General features: G+C 54.5%; 12 protein-coding genes. All 12 read right to left on the bottom strand.

Going from position 1 to position 21,691, the window contains the following annotated elements:
* Nucleotides 1-442 precede the first annotated feature (442 nt).
* The 12 genes from B5F19_RS08785 to B5F19_RS08730 all read right to left on the bottom strand — a co-directional run bounded on the left by B5F19_RS08785 (nucleotide 443) and on the right by B5F19_RS08730 (nucleotide 21,687).
* Nucleotides 443-994 carry a hypothetical protein gene (locus tag B5F19_RS08785; protein WP_087289727.1) on the bottom strand — a complete coding sequence of 184 codons (552 nt, stop codon included), beginning with the start codon at nucleotides 992-994 and terminating at the stop codon, nucleotides 443-445.
* A gap of 29 nt (nucleotides 995-1,023) precedes the next feature.
* Nucleotides 1,024-1,929, bottom strand: a complete 906-nt coding sequence (locus B5F19_RS08780; protein WP_087289726.1) for a response regulator transcription factor — start codon at nucleotides 1,927-1,929, stop codon at nucleotides 1,024-1,026.
* Between the two features lie 442 nt (nucleotides 1,930-2,371).
* On the bottom strand, nucleotides 2,372-9,493 hold the full coding sequence (locus B5F19_RS08775; protein ID WP_242972757.1) for a SpaA isopeptide-forming pilin-related protein: 7,122 nt from the start codon (nucleotides 9,491-9,493) through the stop codon (nucleotides 2,372-2,374).
* A 79-nt stretch (nucleotides 9,494-9,572) separates the two neighbouring features.
* Nucleotides 9,573-10,721 carry an S-layer homology domain-containing protein gene (locus tag B5F19_RS08770; RefSeq protein WP_087289724.1) on the bottom strand — a complete coding sequence of 383 codons (1,149 nt, stop codon included), beginning with the start codon at nucleotides 10,719-10,721 and terminating at the stop codon, nucleotides 9,573-9,575.
* Between the two features lie 68 nt (nucleotides 10,722-10,789).
* The gene (locus B5F19_RS08765) at nucleotides 10,790-11,599 is read right to left on the bottom strand and encodes a class D sortase (protein ID WP_242972756.1); all 810 of its coding nucleotides are present in this window, start codon (nucleotides 11,597-11,599) and stop codon (nucleotides 10,790-10,792) included.
* A complete protein-coding gene (locus tag B5F19_RS08760; protein WP_087289722.1) occupies nucleotides 11,563-12,729 on the bottom strand; it encodes a hypothetical protein in 1,167 nt (388 codons plus the stop codon). The genes B5F19_RS08765 and B5F19_RS08760 overlap by 37 nt, the downstream gene beginning before the upstream one ends.
* Before the next feature lie 12 nt (nucleotides 12,730-12,741).
* Entirely contained in the window at nucleotides 12,742-14,244 is a 1,503-nt protein-coding gene (locus tag B5F19_RS08755; protein WP_087289721.1) for a S1 RNA-binding domain-containing protein, read from the bottom strand.
* A 3-nt stretch (nucleotides 14,245-14,247) separates the two neighbouring features.
* The gene (locus tag B5F19_RS08750) at nucleotides 14,248-16,119 is read right to left on the bottom strand and encodes a type IV secretory system conjugative DNA transfer family protein (protein ID WP_087289720.1); all 1,872 of its coding nucleotides are present in this window, start codon (nucleotides 16,117-16,119) and stop codon (nucleotides 14,248-14,250) included.
* 67 nt (nucleotides 16,120-16,186) lie between these two features.
* Complete coding sequence (locus B5F19_RS08745; protein ID WP_242972755.1) at nucleotides 16,187-17,329, bottom strand: hypothetical protein; 1,143 nt, start codon at nucleotides 17,327-17,329, stop codon at nucleotides 16,187-16,189.
* A gap of 147 nt (nucleotides 17,330-17,476) precedes the next feature.
* Entirely contained in the window at nucleotides 17,477-18,145 is a 669-nt protein-coding gene (locus B5F19_RS08740) for a DUF6100 family protein (RefSeq protein ID WP_242972754.1), read from the bottom strand.
* The gene (locus tag B5F19_RS08735) at nucleotides 18,136-18,627 is read right to left on the bottom strand and encodes a DUF5697 family protein (RefSeq protein WP_255378399.1); all 492 of its coding nucleotides are present in this window, start codon (nucleotides 18,625-18,627) and stop codon (nucleotides 18,136-18,138) included. Before B5F19_RS08735 ends, B5F19_RS08740 begins: the two co-directional genes overlap by 10 nt.
* Nucleotides 18,628-18,756: 129 nt before the next feature.
* Nucleotides 18,757-21,687 (bottom strand): ATP-binding protein, encoded by a 2,931-nt coding sequence (locus B5F19_RS08730; RefSeq protein WP_087289717.1) that lies wholly within the window; start codon nucleotides 21,685-21,687, stop codon nucleotides 18,757-18,759.
* Nucleotides 21,688-21,691: the final 4 nt, after the last annotated feature.

The raw sequence follows: 21,691 nt of genomic DNA, 5'->3' as shown, positions 1-21,691 counted from the left end.
GGCAGGGCTTTGGTTGGTGTTGCCTTTTGGCTGCTCACATAGCTCTCCTATGGCGTTTTCTTCTGTTGTTTCCGTGAATCACCCTCTTGACTTAATACCATTGGACTTAAAAGTTTTCTATTCTGCAGGTTAGGGGGACGAATACAACAAGCACCCTTAATATATGAAGGCTGAATGTTCTCTCAAAAACGGAGCGGGACCTGAGTGGCGGCGTTTGTCTGTAGTGCGGAAGAAGTTTTCTGCATCCTATACTGAACGATTTTTTTAGAATAAAGAACCCCCAGAAGTGCAGTAGACCACTGCCTTCTGGGGGGATTATAAGTTGTGCAAAAATTTGATTGATCTTGTCTATGTCAAGGAAGAGAACGTTCTGCTCATCCGCATCAATATTACAGATCATGGCATAGTAGGTTTTCTCTATCAGAGGATATTTCGTTACGTATCATTTCGCTGTAAACTGAAATGGTTCAGACCAGGGATCAGTCACTTCAATCCACCGCCCTGTGCTTTTAAGCTTACGCTCGAACTTATAATCTGGACAATAAACAAGGCAGTAATATTCGTGTGTTACAGTACCTAAAAAAGCCTTGCCGTTTCGGAAAAAGCAGAGATCATTCACAAAAACGGCTTTCCCATTCTTGGGTGTAAGAAACAAATCTTCAACAGTTTCAAGTAGGATCTCTTTTGCTTTTTCTGTTGCGCTATAGATGCGAACGTGAAAGGGCTCACCAATAGCGCGCTCATAAAACCATTCATTCGGAAATAAGGAATCCACTTGAAATGGAATAAGCGCATCAATATAGTTTTTGATACCTTTGTGTTCGGGAGGGTAGTCCGTAAGCGAAAAAACATCTGCATACTGAAAACAAAGATCAAGAAGCACTCGAAAATTTTCTTGTGAGACAGTCTTTATATCGTCTACATCATCGGGAATGTTATCTTCGGTGATTGTGTTATCAAAAAAAGACTGGTAAAGAATATATCGTTTTTTCATTGATACTCCTTCAAAAAAGCCTGTTCAAACTACTTGATTAAATACCAACTGTGTGCGTTCTGCGCCTTTTTTGGATGGTAATGAGGAAAGTAGCCTGGCCCGCCGGGCTTATGTATAGGATCACGTCTCAAATAAGGGGAAGCAACTTCCTTTGCTTTAACGCTGCTCATTGCCATAGTGCCAACAGAAGATTTATTGCAAAGTAGGATTTCCTCGGCAACCTTTTTGCTGATTGGTCTATCCATATCACAGTATAACATTTTTCCGATACGCAGTGTAACATAATAAGTCTTTTCGTCCCTTTTTTTGTTACTTACCATGACCGAGTTGCTGTCCCCTGAATAGAAAGGTTCTTCCCACACACTTTCATAGATATTCTGCGCAGAAAAGATTTGGCCGGGATATGCCAGCAGCAAGCGCAGGATGCGGTATTCCGTAGAGGTCAGATTAAGCTCCTCTCCGCGTTTCCAGGCCATGTTGCGGCAGCAATCAACCCGCAGGTTCTCAAATTCGATGTACTCAGTTTTTCTGGTCGGAACCTTTTTCCCTTGATAAATAGTATATCGGCGCAGCAGCCCTTTGACCCGTGCAACAAGTTCAGGGTACGAGAATGGCTTTGCCAAATAGTCATCGCCGCCAGAGGAGTAACCCAGTACTAGGTCGGAACTCTGAGTCCTTGCGGTTAAAAACAGGATCGGAACATTTGAAGTCTCGCGAATAACCCGTGCCACCTGGTATCCAGACATGCCGGACATCATGACGTCCAGAATGACAAGATCTATATCTGCGGTTAACCGGGTCAGAGCTTCTTCGCCGGAAGCGGCTTCAATAACCTCATAGTCCTCATTAGAGAGGAGGACCGAGATTACCTCTCTGATCTCTTCGTCGTCATCTATGATCATGATTCGCATTTTATCCTTGGACATTCGTTCCATAGCTAACCTCCAGGTGCTTGTATTTGGAAACAAATAGATCGGGGTTCTGCGAGTGAGGTTAAATTATATCATGGAACGGCGCGGAAAAATCTTATAATTTCTTAAAATCTGCAAACCGGACCAGGGCCCTTACTTGATTTTGACTGAAAATTGTTTTCCAATTTGCTATTCAAAGCCATATGCAGACAGCTGCCCGCTCCGGGAACTCTACTGGGAGCGGGCGGCTGCCTTTAGGAGAAATGTGTGAAAATTACAATGTGATTGTGTCACAAGGGGCCCTGAACAGAGCTTCGTGGATAAAAGAACGACTTTATGGCCAGATAGCGGCTTATTCAAAGAAAACACGCGGCCCCCGTTGGGGGGGCCGCGGCAGTGTTGAGCACCCTGCCATATGGAACTGCGATCAGGCGAAATCGTTTGTCTGTACGATCCGCTCCGCCGCTCAATAGCCCGTCTTGGGTAGGGTGGGCGTGGTGGTATACTTACGGATGATGGTGCCCCAGCTTGCCTGGGCAGTCTGCCAGGTTCCCTGGTACTTGCCGCCGGCATCCGCACGGTTGACCAGCTGATAGCCGTTGACTGCGTTGCCGTTGACAATGACGCTCAGGGTGGGCCCTGTGACGCTTTGGAAACCAACCGGTACCTTACCAAAGTCGAACATAATATCGGTGACCACTTCGCCGGCCTGCATGGGGATTGCGTTCAGACTGAAACTGTAGTTATTGGTCGTGAGCAAATTGGAAGCCAGCACTTGGTAGTCCGCTGTGTAATTGGTCGCATAGAGCACTCGGTAGTTGAGCCGGGCGCTGTAGGTACCAGTGGTCAGGGTAGTGGCTCGGGCAATGTCGTAGGGGATCTTGTCGTGCCAATAGAAGTTCTCCAGCGCCACATTGGAGGTGTTTGCCACGGTGATGTCGTAGCGCATCGTCTGGCCGGCAAGAACCTCCGCGTTGCCGCGCTTGGTGATGGTCACACCTAGATTGGAGGGCTTGTCGAACGCGGACAGCTTGATAATCTGCCCAGCAAATTCCAAGGTGACATCATGGACGGTGGGATCTACCTGCCAGTAGGCCGGCGCAGACACTTCCTGGATCTTATAGCGGCCCAGAGGGAGGGGACGGGACGCAGCGACGCCTCTGGCATCGGTCGTGATGTAATCCACTACCCGCCCGCTGCGCTCTTGGACGATCTCAAATGTCGCGCCCTCCAGCGGAGAACCGGCGGGTGTGCCGGTCACGGCGTTATACTCCTCGGCATACTTATAGATCTGGATCTGGCCGGTGATGGGCACATTCTCCCACTCGATTTCAATGGTGTGGCCAGGCTTCACATAGACGGTTTTATATTCTTCGTCCAGCTCATAGCCCTCGGCTGCCTCAAGTTCGCGGATGTAGAAGCGGCCCTTTCCTTCCGCCAGTGCCTCATCAATATAGATGTAGCCGTTCTGGTCGGTGGTGTACTCCCCAATGGGATTTTTATTGGCGTCATACAGCAGGAATTTTACATCGTAGATGCCCTCTCCGGTGACGCTGTCGACCTTGTGGATGATGATACCGCTGAAGCCTTTGTTCTCCACCTTGAGGACCACAGTTTTGCCATCCTCAACCTCAAAATAATGGGGAGCATCATCCAATTGATACCCGTCCGCCGCCTCGATTTCAACAGCATAATAGGCGCCATCCTCAAGAGCTAAGAAAGCGCGGCCATTCTTGTCTGTCGTGATGGTGTCGATCAGCTCATCGTCGACCTTCCGGATCTCAAATGTCACATCGGGAATGCGCTCGCTGGTGTCATCCGCGTCGATCTTGATGATCTCGACGCCGCCAATGGGGTCATTATAGAACGTCAGCGTTTGTGTATCCTCGGGGTTTACCTCGACCGTCTGGGTCCGGGTGGCTTCGTCAATAGTATAGCCCTCAATGGTCTTGGTTTCCTTGACCACGATGGTCCCCGTGACGCCGGAGATGCGGATCTCGCCGTTCTGGTCAGTGGTGTAGAGACCCTTAGAGGACAGGTGGCCGTTGGCGTCATCCACATAGCCGCCGTCTGCATAGGTCAGTTCAAACTCAACCCCGGAAAGCGGCTCCTTCGTGACGGAGTCCAGTTTCCGGATAACCAGGGTGCCCTTGGCCTCATTGTAGAATCGGAGCGTCTGAACCTCGCCCGTTTTGATCTCAATGCTCTTTGGGGCGGTGTCCAGGACATATCCCTCCAGGGTCTTGATCTCCCTGGCGGTGACGGTGGTGCCCGGCTCCAGATCAGTGATCACAATGCGGCCGTTCTCGTCGGTGATGTACTCGCCGTTGGAGGGCCCCACCACCGCGCCGGAGCTGTCCGTGACCAAGAAAGTAACACCTTCCAGAGGAGTAGTCGTGCCCTCGATGTACTTCTCAATGACCAAGGTAGTGCTGGGGGTGTTGGTGAAATACAAAATTTGGGTATCGTTTGGATGTACCACCACGGTCTGGGTCTGGGAGGAAGGATCGATGGTATAGCCGGGGATGGTCTCCACCTCCGTGACCACCAGGGTGCCCACCACCCCGTCGATCTGAATAAGGCCATCCTTGTCGGTCTTGTAGATACCGTTGCTGGAGATGTAGCCATTTTCATCTGGTACATACTCACCGGTGGAGGTAGTTACCTTGAAAGTGACCCCCTCCAGGGGTTCGCCAGTGAGGGAATCCCGTTTGTCGATGATCAGGCTGCCCGCCTTGGAGTTGGTGATGACCACCGTCTGGGTGTCTCCGCCCTCCCCGATGACTACGTTGGTGGAGGGAGCGTCCATCACATAGCCGTCCGGCGCTTTGATCTCCGTCAGCACATAAGCGCCGGGGGCCAGGTTGGTGATGTGGATCTCGCCTGACGAATCAGTAGTGAAAATTCCGTTCTGAGTGAGGGTGCTGTCGCCGATCACCCCGTCCAAGCCGACTTCGCATCCGCCCGCCGTAGTCACTCTGAACTGGGCACCGGAGAGCAACCGGCCTGTGGCGCTGTCCCGCTTCTGGATGATCAACTCACCCTTGGGCTGGTTAGCAAAGGTAAGGCTGACCGTCCGACCCTCTCGAATCTGGATGGTCTGGGATTGGGTGTCGATCAAGAATCCCGGAGGCGCCTGTGTTTCGGTAACGATGACGCTTCTGCCGGGGGCCAGGCCCTCAATGCGGATTTCTCCGTTCTCATCGGTCCGGTAGATACCGTTACTGTCGCCGATGAGAGTCCCGTCCGCATACATAATCTTGAACTCTGCATTGGACAGAGTCACACTGGGGTTGGTGGAGCACACTTTGCGGATCAGGAGGCTCCCGTCCGGCATATTTTCAAACCGCACGGTCACAACGGATTGCTCGCCGCTGTCCGCCAGGTAGATAGTTTCAGAGGACTGGATGATGCTGTATCCGTCCGCGGGATCAACCTCCTCGACGATGTAGGTGCCAGGTTCAAGACCGGTCCAAATGGCGGTCCCGTTGCCGCCGGTGGTCTTCTGGCCGATGACCGTGCCGCCGGTTCCGCTGGCTCCAGCCAAGTAGCGAAGCTGGAACGTACAGCCGGGCAAGGCTTCGCCTGTCACACTGTCGTATTTTTCTACAATGATGGCGTTAAGCGGAACATTTTCAAAGGTCACCGTCTTGTTACCGCCGCCTTCGATATAGAACTCTTGGGTGGCAGGGTCTTTGATTGTATATCCATGGGCCGGCTCCAGCTCTGTTACCCGGTACCAGCCGTCACGCAGGCCTTCCATGATGATCTGCCCATTTTCATCAGTAAAATGGGTGCCAAGGTCATTCAACTCTCCGGTGGACGTACTGTTGGAGCCGTACCATACCTGAAACAGGGCCCCCTGAATTGGACTGCCGGTGATACTGTCTATTTTTTGGATGGTGAGCGTCGGCTTTTTATGATTTTCGAAATAGATATCAGAGTCCCAGTTGGGCTGGAGCGTAATCAGCTGGCTGGGAGCGTCCAGCAGGTAGGGCTCCGGGACGCTTTTCTCGATGACCTCATAGACAATGGGAAGCAGATTTTCCACGGTTACGGTGCCATCCGTTCCGGTGGTCACCTCAGTGACTGTGCTGCCATCTGCCGCTTTGACTGTGAACACAGCCCCGGCTACAGGCTCGTCAGTGTCGGCGTCACTTTTGTGGATCGTCAAACTGGGCCGCTTGTCGTTGGTCAGGCGCAGCTCCGAGGTCCTGCCGGGGGACAGCTCCACATGGTACTCCGTGGTGTCCAGAATGTGGTCCGGCAAGGTAGCAGTCTCTGTGACGGAATAAATACCGGGCTCCAGATCAGAGACCAGAATTTCGCCATTCTCATCGGTAGTGCGGTCCAGATAACGGCTGCCGTCCTCGATTCGAGCAATACGGAACGTGACCCCTTTCATCGGGGAGCCGTCCGCGCTGGTTTTGATCAGCCGCAAACCGGGCTTCTGGGTATTGGTAAAGACAAACTCGGCGGTATCGTTGGCCCGGAGGTGGATGATCCGCTGGGCATCGTCGATTACATATCCCTCACACTCCAGCTCCGTCACCATATAGGAGCCTTCGGGCAGGTTGCTCAGGTCGATCTCACCATTGGAATCGGTGGTGAACTGCTGGGGACCGTAGCTCCCGTCCACCGCGCGAATCTCGAATACCGCGCCAGAGATGGTCTTGCTGGGGTCAGCGCTGTCCACCTTTACCAGCTTCATGCCGGGTTTCAAGTCATTGAAGAAGATCAGATCTTTCACACCTTCGCCGGCGGCAAGCTCAATTTCCTGATAGCTGCCGTCTAAAAGGTGGCTCTCGTCACCGGTATCCACCTCCACGGCCCGATAGGTTCCGGGCTCGATGCCGGTGAGGAGGATTTCCCCATTTCCGTCCGTCTCATACCGGCCAATGGAAGTTCCGTCCCGATAGATCTCGAAGGTGACGCCGCTCATGGGGGATCTCTCTTGATCGTACTTCAACACCCGCAGACCAACCTTCTCCAAATTCTGGAACACCAGCGGGCCGGCGGGAATGGGATCGCCGTTCTCGTCCAGCTCCAGCTTGATCTGCTGAACTTCGTCCGAGGGCATGTAGTTAGGGGGCGGGATCAGTTCCGTCACGGTGTACTCGCCGGGTTTGATGTACTTACCTTCCCCCTCGGTGGGGTCCCACCACTGGATGGACTCCAGGACGCCGTTCTCATCGGTGTCAAACTCGTAGTCCCCATTGGTCACAGAGGAGAACTTGAAGGTAGCGGGGCCAACCCCCTCGTTGGTATTTGCGTCACGCTTAAACAGAATAGACTTGCCTGGTGTAGGGGGATTAGGGGGATCAGGCGGATTTTCCGTCTCGTCTCCATTGGTGAAGGTTACTTTGGAGGCTCCGCCGCTGCTGATAAATTTCTTACCGGAGAGGTCGGCTGTGCCGCCGGAACCGCTGATATCGGTCAGCAGAGATGGATCGTCTTCTGTGACTTCAAAGCGGAACGAAGGATCGGCATCGAAGTCGATGTGGACTGTTTCGCCGCCTTTCAGCGTAAATTTCAGGCCTGAACCGGTCTCTGTGATCTGAGAAGTAAAATCTGCGTCATTTTTCGTTGCGGTAAAGCTGTTGGGCTGGCCGGAAGTATAGGTGACAGTGAAGTCCCAAGTCTGATCGGAGGAAATGCCTTCCCCGATCTTTTTTGTTACTTCCAGGGACAGGTTGGCCAGCTCGTCCTTTTCAAAACTAAAGGGCGAAAAAATATGCAGACCGAAGGAGTTCCGCTCGGAGAAAATCGTGTCACGGATGGGCCGGGCATACTGAATGGTATCCACATAGCTGTCGCACTCGGCAAAGCCGTTGGTGGAAACCAGTTCCTCCCCGGTGGGGGTGCCGTTCTCATCCAGAGGATACTCCAAAAACTGTGTCTTAGCCTGCCGCATCCACTGGGCCATGTTGACGGTGGTGGAGGACTGGTCCCAGATCAGGTTATACCGCTCAGACGCCTCGTTGTTGTAGAGACTGTAGGCCATCATGTCCCGCAGAGTGTAGGCTCTGCGGCCGCCGTCCGGGTCCCGGAGGATCATGCCAGTCTCCACAATGATGCGGTATGTGGTGCGTAGATTACCGCTTTCGTCGAAAATGTATTCAGACCACTTTTCCATGGCCTCGTCTGCGCTCCAGCCGGGGTTGGAGCCGCCGGCGTGGTTGTCTGTCTCCGTCAGGCGGCCTAATAAGTAGAGAAATGCGCTGTTTGCCTTATACACCTGATAGAGGTTGCCGGGGGTAACGGACTGGGGATCGGTTCCCCACATGGAGGTGTAGTCCCCGTTGAGCCAGCCGGTAGACCAGGAATCGGAGTTCAGGTGGAACATCTGCTCCTTCTGCTGGTCCGTGATTCCAGTCTCTGCCTGGAACTCATCGGCGGTGGTTACCCACCGCTGGTTGTAACCCACCGTGGCGTCGTAGGAATAAACGCCATTGCTCACCGAAGTGCCGGCCATCAGCTGGGGGGCGTTGGAGCCCATGCCGTTATAGTGCATGGCGCTGGAGTTGTACCAGGTGATGTCGCTGCGGCACTGCTCCGCCGACCAGCCGTTGCTCCACACCACGTTGAGAGGAGTTCCGACCACGTGCCAGGTATCCCAGTCCATGGTGTTCAGGTCCGTGACGACCCCCTGTGGGAACTCGATGAGCGTGAAGCGCAAAAATGTTCTTTCTGGATCAATGGCCCATGCCACGTTGGAGGTGTGGGGTTTCTGTCCGCCGGGGCTACCTGGGTTATAGGCACCCACATCTCCGGTGGGGGTGACATTAGATGGAGCCTGGTTCGGCTTGGTCGGCTGAGGCGCGAACATGCCCAGGGTAATACTGGGATCAGCGCTGTACGCCGTTTTGATGTTATAGGGCAGTTGATAGGCAGAGATGCTGCTCATACTGTCCTCAGCCGGGTCCTTTTCTGTCCACTTTCCGTACTTCTGATAAGTTTCTCCATCCAGACTGTATTCCTCCAAACTGGCGGGGTCTCCTACAGCCCGGCTGATTGTCACAGTCTGTCCATCCATGCGGACCACCAAGGTCTCACCGGAGTCCATGGCCTCCGCCTGAAGTCGTGCCAGGCGCTCCGCCTCCCCGTAGGGACAGGGGATGACGGACTCGAACCGGGTCAAGCGGGAATTGAACTGCGTTTCTGCATTCATTCGAATGTATGCAATGCTGGGCAGTAAATCAGGAAGGTTGACCAAGATATCAGCTTTGTCCACCCAGCCGGTATCCTCCAGAGTGCTGCCCGTCCAGCCGCCTTCGGAATAACCGATCGTCAGGCGGTCTCCGCCGCTGTCCTCCAGCAGGGCAAAGGACTCTCCGGCTGGGATTTCTGCCTCCTGGGCGGTCCCAGTCTGGCTGGAGTAGACGGTCATGGGCTCCTCACCGCCATTCCAGGCGGTGGTGCCGGCTGGGGTTAGTTCAAAGCTCCCGGCGGGAGTGGATACCGCCTCTGCCTGATGATTGGATTCGCTTAATGCGAATGCTGTGGTTGGGAGCATTCCAACCATCATCACCACGGTCATGAGACAGGAGACGGCGTGTTTCCAATGTGCTCGTAAATGGCTGCGCATTGAGTTTCCTCCTATTCATTTGGCATTAGAAACAAAAAAAGGATTGCACTTTTGTGCAATCCTAAATAGAAGATTTGGCTCACGTGTTTCCAGTGGGCCATGCGTTGGCACTGCCGGTAAAAGGAATACCCTCCGGATAACGAGTCCAAACTTCCAGATGATATGTCTTTCCATCACCTCCAAAACTGTCTAAGTTATTGCGGCCGTATGAGCTGGTCTGGTCAGGCCACTGTACAGTCGCTCCCACGTTCCCTTCCGTGACATGAAATGCATGGTTTTCATTTGGCGACTCAAGTGCCACAACGACATGCCAGACATTTCCGGTCTCGTTATGCACGCGGAAGATGATGTCGCCAGGCCGGATCTGAGACAAATCATCCAGGCGGCGGCCTGGGTTGGAGCTGTCCCCGAAAATAAGGGAGCTGACCATAGCGGCATACCCGCTGCAGCCGTAATACTCACTGAGCCTGTATTGATTCATGATGTTCCGCGCTTGCGTGCAGGGCACCTCATTTTTGTTTGTGTTCGGCGTATCATGTGTGCCCCATAGGGTACCGGTTGGCCAACGAGTCTCAAGCTCCCTCAGAAGCTCCAATACGTTCTCTTCTGTGATTGGTTTTCCATTGACCAAAAATCCGCCGGCTGAAGCTGATGTGCCGGGCGCTGCTGTCTGGGTGCCGCTTAGCATACGATAGAGCATGACTGCGATATCTCCTCGTGATATTTCGGGAGAGAGCACAGCCTCCTGAGGCAGAAGGCCCAGCTCCAGTGCGGTCTGAACCGAGCTGCTGTAGTCCCACAGATGAGTGGGATAATCCAAACAGTGAAGGGCTACAGTACAGGCGTCAGGAACTGTGACAGGATCTGTGGCTCCGAATACATCGGAAGTATACCCGATCATGAGGCCGGAGACGCTGCAGTAGCCGACATAGGGCCTCGCCCACGCAGGGACGTCTCCAAACGCACAGAGATTGGAATAGTAGTCCTCGGAATCTGCAAGTGCGCTTCCTTCATCTGAGATCCTGGTTAGAATAACAGCAAGTTCCGACCGGCTCAGCGTATCATTCAGCCGCATATCTCCGGAACTGTCACCAACCATAATGCTGCGCTCGGATAGATAGAGCACAGCTTTCTCTGCCTCTGTCCAGGAGTAGGCGGAAGTGCGGACGGGTAATGCCGCATAGAATAGCGCTGCGGCGGCGCATGTGACTGCGATAGACCGGTACATAAACATCTTCCTTTCAGCTTTTATCAGTCCTATACGCAGGTCACACCGTTTTTTCAACAGAAATTGCTTTATCGCTCGACCGCCTGGACGCACCACCGGACGCTGTAATCCCCGGCGACACAGGTGATGAGCGTGATCCGGTTATCGGCAGTCGGCTCCAGATAGCTCCAATCGTTGCTTGCGATCTTCCTCACAGTCTCCACTTCATAGGTCCTGGTTCCGGCGGAGGTGGTGTAGGTGATGGTGTCTCCCTCCTCCAGATTTTTAATGGCTCCAATAACATATTTTGCGCCGCGGTTATGTCCGCACAGACCTACGTTGCCGTCCCAGACGCTGGTGCTGGTGAAGTGGCCCAGCCCCTTGTTCATGCTGGATGTGGTCGCGCCCTCCCAGAGGTAGTAGTTTTTGACGCCGATGGCCGGAATGGATACCTTGCCGATGGCGCCGTTGGAGAGCAGAAAATCATCTGTCAGTTCCGTGTACTGGGGGAACGCAGGGAGCGTGGGTGTCTGAATGCCGCCGGTTTCAATGCCCGGCAGGATAACGGAGCCGCCGCCGCTGCTGATCCCATAGCTGCCAGATCCGTCAGCTGTGGCCACGGTAGCCTGAAGTCCGGGAAGAAGCGCTTTCTCCATCACGCCGGTCTGCGTGGTGGAGAGGACACCGTACTCCAGTTCAGGGACCCGATAGTCCACAATGTTCGGGCCGCCGTAGTTATACTGAGAGCCGTAGACATCCTCGTAGGATGTGGAGCCGTAGTATTCCGGAGTTCCGTCTGTCACAAACTCGTAGTCGGCGGCCTGCGCAGTCATCGGAAGAGCGCACAGCATCGCCGCAAGGATCAGCCCGCAGAGGCTGCTGCTTCTTCTTTTTCGCATGGAGCTTCCTCCTCCTTCAGAATAAATTCATGCCAGTCCGCTGTAGATCCCTGAGTGACAGCGTATTGATGGGTGCCGAAGGCATGATGTACGATGAAAGTCTGGCCCACCAGCTTTTTCGTCAGGGAGCGGCTGATTTCCACTGCGACAAGGCTCTCTTTTGCGAGAGCCAGTCCGGAGATGTCGATCTCAGGCTGCTCGGCCTGCACCCGGAATTTATCGACCAATTTGTAGTCCCGGGGGTTGTCACCGGGTACATAGACCATGACGTTCTTGCGGCGCTTAAAAAGAACGATAGCCAACACGGCAATGCCGGCCGCAAGAAGCAGAAGTAAAAGCAGCAGGAGGAGAGGCGAGGTGTTTCCGCTGAACAGACCGCCCAGCAGACCGCCAGCCGCTTCCGGCAGGATTTCGGTTCCGGTATATACGACCGTATAGGTGATGTAGTCAATGCCCTCCGCGGTCACTTCCCCGGTATACTCCGCAGTGGTGACGTAGCCGGTCGCCGCCTGGTAACTGCTGGAGGCGGAATAAGTGGCCACGGCCTGGTACCGGGACGGGACCAGCGCCTCGCCGACAAGATCAGTGCCGGTGACCTGCCATTCGACACTTACGAGGGAGAGCGTCTTCCCGTTTTTGACTGTGGTTGCCGGTACATAGGACATGTCATTTCGGTCCAGATTTCCAATAACCTTTGTTTCTGTGGTTGTACTGTATTTGGTGGTGTAACCGGCAGCCTCTGTGACCAGAGTGGTGTGGTCAAGGGCCAAAACCCCTGTAAACTCTCCGTCGTCGTAGGCAATGCTGGGCTCCAGCGCAGTCAGAATGTCCGTCAGATTTTTGGAGGCGGTCTCGACCGTCACTGTCTCGGTGACAGTTTTCGTCTCCAGATACGGTTCTTCCTCCTTAGTGGTATAGGCCCAGGTATAGTGATAGCCGTCATAGTCGATGGACTGCTCCTGAAGGCTTGCCGGATCGACGTCGGGGGGGAGTACATAGGTTTTCACCAACCGCTGCTGGCCGTTCAGATTTTCTATGACAAAATCTTCCGGTACCTCAGCGGCAAATGCGCTGGTTGTCAGGGACAGAATCAGCAAGAGGCCCAGCGCGATATGACTCATACGCTTCATGGGATTGCTCCTTTACAAGTTTTGTTTGATGATTTTTGTGATAATACCCAGAGCGACGCCTCGTTCTGCATCCAAATGGGTAACCACAAAACTGACGCTGTCTTTTTTCCCTGGCATGCGCCGATCCAGGCAGGCGTGAGCAATGGCGTTGACGCCGTTGGTCAGGCGGAGAAACACCATTCCCTTATGGACATCTGTGACCTTTCCGGCATATTTTCCCTGGACGTGGCACTTCTTCAGGTTGTCCTGGTCGGTGTTGTTGGACACGCTCTTTACATCGGCCTGGATGGAGATGTCCTCCAGACTGTTGCGCTGCACCGACAGAATGCGGACTACGATCCGGTCGCCCACATTGAAGTGGTCACGGGCGTCTCCGATCCAGTCCCAAGCCAGATCCCGCGCCAGGATGGGGCACTCCACGCCAAACGCCTCAATGCGGACCGTTTTTTCAGCCACCGCGGTGACACGGGCCTGGACAAGCCGACCCTCATAAATCCGGTAAGAGCCCGTCTGGTCCGTGTCCAGATAGAAGATCTGGCGCTTTTTCAGCATGGCCTCTTTTCGGCTTGCCACAACGCTCCTTGTTTTGTTGTCGATGCCACGCACGATGAAGTCAATCTCAGCGCCCATCATGGCGCTCAGAATTTGGTTCTGCCTGCGCATGAGATTGGCATAGGTGTTGTCGGAGGGGCGGCTCTCCAGGACGAGCATCATCTCCCGGGCCGGGATGACGATGCGGAAGCCCTTATACTCCACAATGACCAGAGATTTTCCATCTTGACTCTGCTCAACGCCTCCCAGCGTACCGGTCAGGATACGGCGGGTGCGGTAGGCGTTGCGGATCTCGTGCCAGATGGTGTCCTCAAAGTTCTCCGGGGTTTCAACCTGAGATTTCGCGTCGATGGGGAGAATGCCGGAAGCGTTGAGCCGGGAGACGACCTGAGCGGCAGGGTCTGCGTCTGCGGCCTTTCTGCGCTGAGCAGGCCGCCTGGTTTTCACAGCAGATGCGGCTTGCTCAAGGTCGGGGGCCTGCGGAACGGGGAGGGGAGCAGCTGTCTCAATGAGGCTGAGACTGCTGTTCTCGGCTGGTGATCCCGCTTCAGATAAAAGGTCGTCCAGATTCTCGACTGGGGGAGTAGAGGTATCGCCGCTCTCCAGCCGCTCGGTTTCCTCTGCGCCAGGCTCTGCCGGTTCCGAGGGTGGATCGAAGCCCTCAAACGGAGGGAAACTCACTCCTTCGTCCGCGGGAGCTTCAGTGAGGAGTTCAGCAGAAGCAGCCGGTGGGTCGATTGGGATTGCGCCGATAGCGTCCGCCGCAGGCTTGGCGGTGATTGCAGCGTCCTCTGCCAGCACGGTTGGGGACGGAGCTTCTTGTTCGGTGTATTCAGGGGCCTCGTCGGCAGAGAAGCCTTCCGATGCCAAAACCGAAGCCTCGTCTCCGGGCTGCCCGGGTTGAGGCAGGGCGGCGGGGAGCTCCTCAGAGGGAACTGCGTCAGTGACTTTCTTTCTCGGCATAGATCAATCCTCCTTTTTATCTTGCCGTTTCATAATGAAATCTTTGCTGATTGCGACAACGGACGGCGCTTGCGGTTTTGGTGCGGCTACGTGCTCCGCGTCCTGCTGCGGTTTTTTTCGAGGGGTGGGGGTGGCCGGTGTCTTGCGCGTTTTCCGCGCAGGAGCGGGTTTTGGAGAAGCTGCGTGACAAGCGGAGGCTGTCGTATCGGCGGCCGACCTCCATTGCGGAATGTGGGCGGAGGCCTTGCTGGGACGCAGTTTCTTCGCCTCTGGATGGTTGGAATAGTCATACTTGTCAACTTCGAGCACCTTCTTTCCGCGGATGATCACCAGCGCCCGGTCCGTGTCAAGCCGCATGACCTCGTCCATGGTCAGGACACGGCGGCGCCCAACTCCGCTGGTCTCCCGAAATTCGGGGGTGTAGTTGGAGATGCGCCAGGAACCAAGCTGACGCGCCTGAGAAGTGACAGAGATGGATGCCTCGCCGGTGCGCTGGCTGATAAAATCAGCTGTGAGTGCGTCTGAGCAGCCCAGGAAGAGCGTCACATCGCAGTTGCCCAGGATTTCCTGCCACTGGTTGTAGGGATAGCGGTTCTGCAGCCCCGCCAGATTTTGAAAGACACACGACATGCTGATCTTTCTGGAACGGATCACAGAAATCTTGCGGGATAAGTCCGGGATTACGCCGCAGGCACAGAGTTCTTCGCCCAGTACATGGACCGGGACAGGCAGTTCCCCGCCAGGGCACTCCTGGTCCGCGTACCGCACCAGGCGGATAAAAACAAAGGAGAGGAACAGAGACGAGAGAAAATCAAAGGTGCTGTCCTGGTCGCTGGTGATGCAATAATAGGCGCACCGCTGCTTGCCGGGTAGTTCCAGATCGATCTCGCTGTGGCTGGTGATGTTGCGGATGTCGCGGTTCTGAAAGACCTGCAGGCGGCTGCCTAGTCCAATGATGACGCCGCCGCGGACACTCTCCGAAGACTGTCGGTATATGCTAAAGGGAGCCTTGGCGGGATGGTCCATGGGCAGGATATCGAACATGCTGTTCAAATCTTTCTCGGAGTTCAGAGTGAGCAGTTGATAGACCTCGCCGATATTTTTCTGATTGTCCGGATACCCCTGATCTACATACAGAACCAGCGCCTTGAGCAGATTCATTTCTGCGCTGTCCCAGAAGTGATCGCCCCGCTCATTCCCGGTGTTTTTGATAATGACGTCACAGAAAAGCTGAGCCATGAGTTCCTGCCCCTGAATTTCACCAAGGCAGTTCCAGGAGTCGGAACAGGATGGGGTCACCAGATTGAATACCTTCACGATGTATCCCTTGCCGCGCAGGTAGTCGCTGGTCTTTTCATATAACTCGGATTTGGGGTCGCAGATGATGAGGGATTCTCCCCCCGGTTTGGAGGCGGCCTGCAGGATGCGGTTGACGCAGTAGGCGCGGGTCTTTTTTGACCCAGAGGAGCCATAGACGGCAACATTGGAATTGAGACGTGTTTTTTCCGGAACACAGACCACCTTACCGTCCAGCAGACCGAGAATGGTGCCGTGATGGGTGCGGATATCCGATACCAGGTCCAGGACCCCTTTCATCTCTTGGCGGGTCATAAAACCAGCGGTGCCATAGGTGCCCTTGTGGGAAAAGATCAGATTTCGTTCCCGGTCATACTCGCCTGTATCGCTGCCTCCCATCTTCATGACCATCAGGATCAGGAGCCCGAGGCAGAGAATACAGATACCAATGCCATAAAGGCCGTACGGAAATCGGAACGCCGAGGTGATGCAGGCGAGAAAACCTGGGTCAGGAAATGCAGGAGAGGTGCCGCTATACATTGTGCCGCCGCTCTCTGCCCACACCTCATAGTTGTACATAAACTGGGCGATATAGCCGCCTGCGTATAGCAGCGCCGCCAACGCGGGGGGAATGATAAGGAGCAGTTTAAGTAGATTCTTCTTCTGGATGGAGCACACTCCTTTCAAATATTTCAAAGTCGATGCTTTGGATCGTGACGCGGGGGCCGCAGACGCGGCGCAGGACCGGCTCCTGAAAATCAAAACAGATCAGCGTGCCAACCCGGCCCTGCAGTTCCAGGGCGGTATCAAACCGCTGGATGCGGGGCATATCGCAGGTATAGGCGAAAAGTACAGGAGCGCCGTTTTCGTCGATCGCGTCATGCTCGACGGGCCAGCCCGGCCGCTTGGGGCTGAGGTTTTCACATAAAATGCGGTCCAGATCAGCGTGCTGTGTCGGGCTGCAGAGCAGCTGCAGTATCACCTCCCCTCGGTGGTCGCTGGTCAGGAAATGGAATCTGTCAAAGTTCCCGTCCAGAATAAAGTAGTTGTGCCGGAGATCCGGCGTGCTGGACATTAGGCTGTACAGCATATCCATGCTGCTGCCGAATACGATTCCCTGGATTGCCGCGCCGCGGAACCGCCCGGAAAGTCGCCTGCTGCACAATTCAATCTGCAGCAGGGCCTTCAGCCGCATTTCCGCCTTGTACTCCCACTTCATCATGGAAGGGCCGGTGTTGTAGACGACAAAAATACCGCCGTCTGCAATCAGAACGCCGGTTGAGCGGGAACCGCGGATTTTAGCTGCCTGTGGACCCAGCTCTTTCACCTCTCGGGAGTGATAATAGGCAGGCAGATGGACGGGATTGACGGGGGGAACCAGATTGGGCGAAAAAATCGCCTCCTTTTCCCAGCTGAAGACGTACGCTCCAGCGTTGAACATGGTGACAAGCACCTCGGCCATCCGATGGAGCCGCAGACGCCGGGGAACCTCGCTCTTCAGGACATTGGTTTCGGCGTTACCAGTCAGGTAGGGGCTGAACCGTTCAGGGGACTGTTCAAGAAGCAGGCCCTTGGCCTGGGCTGTCAGTCTCAGCCCGCGCAGGCTGTTGCGATAAAAGGTCCGTATCAGCTTAGTCCGCCGCATTTGAGTGAGCAGATTTTCTTTGTAGGATGCGCCACCAGGAAGCCGGGCGACTTGTGAGGTGGGAAATTCGCCGGAGATGGCGGTGAGGGTGAGAAGCAGATAGGAGAGCGTGTCGTCGGCGGGGAGCCGCAGGGGAGTGGACACGATGGGTGGACCTCCTCAACCACGCATTTTCTACCGAGGGTGCGTATGACCCCGGTAAAAATCGTGGCCGCAAAATTGGCAAAAGAGTTGTGGGACAACGAACAGAACGAAAAAGGCGGGGGTGCTGAAAGTCAAGGGACAAAATAGTTAGAAATCCGATATAGCCTGAAGGGCCTTTTCCCTGGCCTGGAGCCAGATTGAGAACTGCCCGCTGTCCATCACCGATATGCGCGTGGCATCGTTTTCCCCGATCTCCGTGGTATTATAGGCGTCACAAAGAAGCCCGCTGTCATCTGTCATGAGAAACGACGCGACAATATCCAAAAGCTGCTTCAGCTCCAGATTGTCGTAGTCTCGGACACGGCGGTCCGGGAGGTCGCGGCTGTAGATATGGGAGAAGCAGACCACACAGTGATGAAAGTGGGGGAGTGGGCAAGACTTGGCGTATTGGGCGAGGGCATTGTGCAGCGGGTCCAGAAGAAACTCGCCGGAAAGATGCTGCTTTCGTTTTGGCAGCAGGCTGGGCAGCGAGATCTCCACGATGCCGTCCTTGCACTGAATCCCAATATTCAGCATGGTGCTTGCAGAGGAGAGATATTCCTCCTTTCTCGTACCTGTCGTTGTATAAATCAAATGGCGCAGACGGCAGGCAATCTGCTCTGCGCGGAGGGCGGCATCCACGGAGAGAGCCTCGTAGTTTTCCGGGTATCGCTGTATGTCCGTCATGTTCATGGCATAGAGCGCGTTGGTCAGCCTGGACAGTTCATCGAGAATTGAGGTGATACGCCGTGAAATAATGACTCGGTTCAAAGGCACGCTCCTTCCTCTTTCTGATAGTATTGGACCTGCCCCTCCGGTGTGACGGTGCAGAACCCACTGATGTTGGGCGCTTCGATTGAGGCGATCTGCTCTGGTTTGTCCACCACGATGATGTAATGGGGCGGGTCATCTGTTTGAGTAGACAGCACATGGCTGATGAGAGCTTCCTGGCCCCAAGACACATACACGATTTCGTATACTTCATCGTTGGCAAAGAATATAATTTTTGCCGGAAAATCACCGGTGGAGTGGAAATCCACCTGGTCGATGAAATCGACGAGCACCCATACGGCACGCGACAGTCCGCGGTCATACTCCTCCGGCTGCTGAACGGCAGTATAGAGACCGTCTTGCTGCTTGAAAATTCGCCGCTGGCGTTCCAAAAAGGAGAGAAGACTCTGAATCTGTTTCTGCTTTTTGGGATAGAGGCCAAGAAGCTGTGCCTCCGATAATGCGCGGTACATAGTGACATCCCGCAGGATTCCAAGCGCCTCTTGCCCGTAAATTTGGTCACGCGTTTTGATGTCTATGCGCCTCCTATGCGTATTCCGGTCGTATTGCAGACGTAGAGGCAGAAGATATGCGCAGAATATGCGTATACTGTGCGCCTAACCCGCCATCTGCTTTTCTTTTCGCTCCAGCAGGGCCTGCAGTTCACGACGGTCCGTAGTGATCAATTCCTTCTCCAGCTGACTGCACTTGATCTCCACGGCGATGTTGTTGTTATTGGTGCTGATCAGAGCGTTGCCCCGCTCAAAGTGGGTGATTTGCATAAGTTCCGCCTCGGAGAGATGCAAAATGCGCTGGACCCGTTGGGCCTCCTCATCCTCAAGGTTGAGCACGATTTTGGTTTTACTGTTGTTGATGATGCCCTTTCCATATGTCCCATCCTCAAGGGCAAAAAAATCGTTCAGGTCCTGCGTGGCACAGATCAGGCTGCCCCCGTATCCCCGGACGGTTTTTGCCAGCTCCAGGACGGATTCAGCTGCCTGCCGGTTGCTGCTGGCGCCGATCAACTGCCAGCACTCGTCGATAAAGATCGCCTTCTCGGCCGTGCGGTTCTCCTTGGCTTTGTCCCAGACGAAATCGAGGGCGACGAACATGCCTACTGTCAGCAGGTCGCCGGTCAATTCGGAGATGTCCAATACGGTGTACTTATTGTCGAGAGATACGTTGGTCTGCTGATTGAACGAACGGGCGGAGCCGTTGACCAGGCGGTTGAGGATATTCGCCATGCGCTGGGTGGCGGGGGATTCTAAGAGAACGGTATAAAGGTCGCCCAGGACCGGCATTTTCCGATATTGTCCGGGGTGATCCGGGTCGTCCAGGGAGACGTTATTGTGGGTGATCCCCTTCAGGGCATAAGTGCGGATCATGGCATCGTCCAGAAGCTGACGCTCCTCATGGCTCATATCTGGAATCAGAAGGGAGAAAAAGGTGTGTAGTCTCTGAATTTTCGAGGCAAGCATAGATTTTTCAGTCCCCGGGCCATCCAGCAAATCATTCACAGACTTGTCAACCTGCCGGATCTCCATGATGTTGATACAGTTGCTGGAGGCGGGAGAGATGGTGATAAATTCCCCGCCGATGTTCATGGCAGCACGGTGAAACTCATGCCCCTTCAGCGGGGCCAAGATGAAAACTTGGATTCCTTTCCTCCGCATGCGCAGCGCCATCAGCTGGAGTGTGAAGGTCTTTCCGGCACCGCTGGTTCCTAAAATCGAGATGTTTGCGTTTTTATAAACTTTTGAATCGAAAATATCCAAGACAATGAGAGAATTGTTATGTTTGTTGACCCCTAGGAGAATGCCGTTGTCGTCGCACATCTCATAGGAGGTAAAGGGGTAGCAGCTGGCAACGCCCATGGTTAGGGCATTGCGTTTGGAGCGATCGTACAGCCGCCGGTCCAGAGCAGTGAGAGGCAGAGACGAAAGAAAAGCCTGCTCCTGGCAGAAGAAGCAGACTTGCACATCCATATCCTGCGACAGCAGGAGTTTTTTCATTTCCGAAACTTTCCACTCCAGATCTTCCACCGTGTCCGCAGTGACTGTGACCAAAAGATTCAGATAATAGAAATCTTCGTTGTTGCCCATCCCCTCTTTGAGGAAATACCCAGAGCGAATTGCGCCGTCCAGGTCATCAAAGTCGGTATTGGTGTCTGAGGTGTCTTTAAGCCTGCTTCGGTTGATACGAAGCTGTTGGCCAAGTTTGTGTATCATGCGGTCCTTTGGCTGGCGGGTCAGGAAAACATCCAGGTCGATCCCGTCGCCGGCGTTGACCAGCAGGCTTAGCCAGCCGGCGGGCACCTGACTTTTGTAGCCATCCGAAGGGACCAGAAGATATGCGTAGTACAGGCCGTCAATGCAGATATAGCGGCTATGGGTGAAGTCGATCTGGTCGGGAGAGTAGAACTCGTTGGACGGGATGTTGTCCAAATCCCTGCCCGCTGCCATGTACTCCGCCAGAACTTCCTGTACTTTGTCGGAAAAGGGGCGCTCTCCGCAGGCCCTGCGGCACAGGATGTTGTAGAGAACCTCGCAGGTGGCCTCATCTTCGTCCTCTGGGAACAGAACCTCGTTGCCGCACTGGCGCAGATAGTTCGCGGCAGTGCGTGCTGCTGTCTGCAGTGAGGCGATGGCGTCCTCTTCTTCTTGTCCCCGCTTTGTTCCAGGATGGGGCTCGTGCTCAAAAATGAGGAAAAAACGGCGGGTGATGGCCTCTCGAGAGCCCAACTGACTGATTAGTTTGAGATAATCTTCCTGGAGGACCCGACAGCGTTCATCAGTTTCCTGAGCCAGTTCCCGGCGGACAGTTTCCATGTGCCTGTTGATGTCTGCGCGTCTGGTCAAAGCCTTGAACTGGATCTTGACGGGAGCAATTTTGAGATAGGAGACGAAAGAATAGATGATGCTGCGCTGTTCCCGGGCGCTGCGAAGCAGGAAGTTTACAGGGATGACTTCTACAAGTTTGACATACCGGTGGTCGCGGGTGTAAATGATGCCGTGCTCCACCTTCTCGATGGGAATGTAGTTGGCAATCTCGTTCAAAGGCTTTACAGTATCATCCGGCGGTAGAAAGGTCTTGAATTGCGTCACCTTTTTCTCTTTGAAGTCTACCTGGTAACGAAGCCGGCTCCTGGGAGGCGGACTGCCTTCGGATGCCGCTTCCTCCGGCGCATGGCGGCGCTTGATTTTTGGGAATCTGAGGCGCCGCCGCCCGGCACCCTCCGGCTCCTGCTGCCCCTCTCTGGTGAGAACGCGGCGGTTGCGGAGAAATGTGAAAAATATCTGAAGAAATAAGGAGAGGCTTCCTCCGGACACCCCGATCAGAGCCACCAGCGCCAGCGGCAGAGCCGTTACGCAAAGGATGATGACCCGAGTTGTCAGGGACAGGTTCAGACCGAGAACCGGGATTCCGACCAGAAGGGCAAGAATACCGGCTTCGATGACATTGCGTGTTTTGAACAGGCCGCCAAGAAGGGTGCCCCCCTCAATGAAATTTGGCGGGATCACATAGGTATCCCAATCTTCGTGATTCATCTGT

The organism is Pseudoflavonifractor sp. An184, from assembly GCF_002160305.1.
GTDB classification, from domain to species: domain Bacteria; phylum Bacillota; class Clostridia; order Oscillospirales; family Oscillospiraceae; genus Lawsonibacter; species Lawsonibacter pullicola.
The sequence above is the reverse complement of the archived record's forward strand: the minus strand, read 5'-3'. Positions and strand labels throughout refer to the sequence as shown.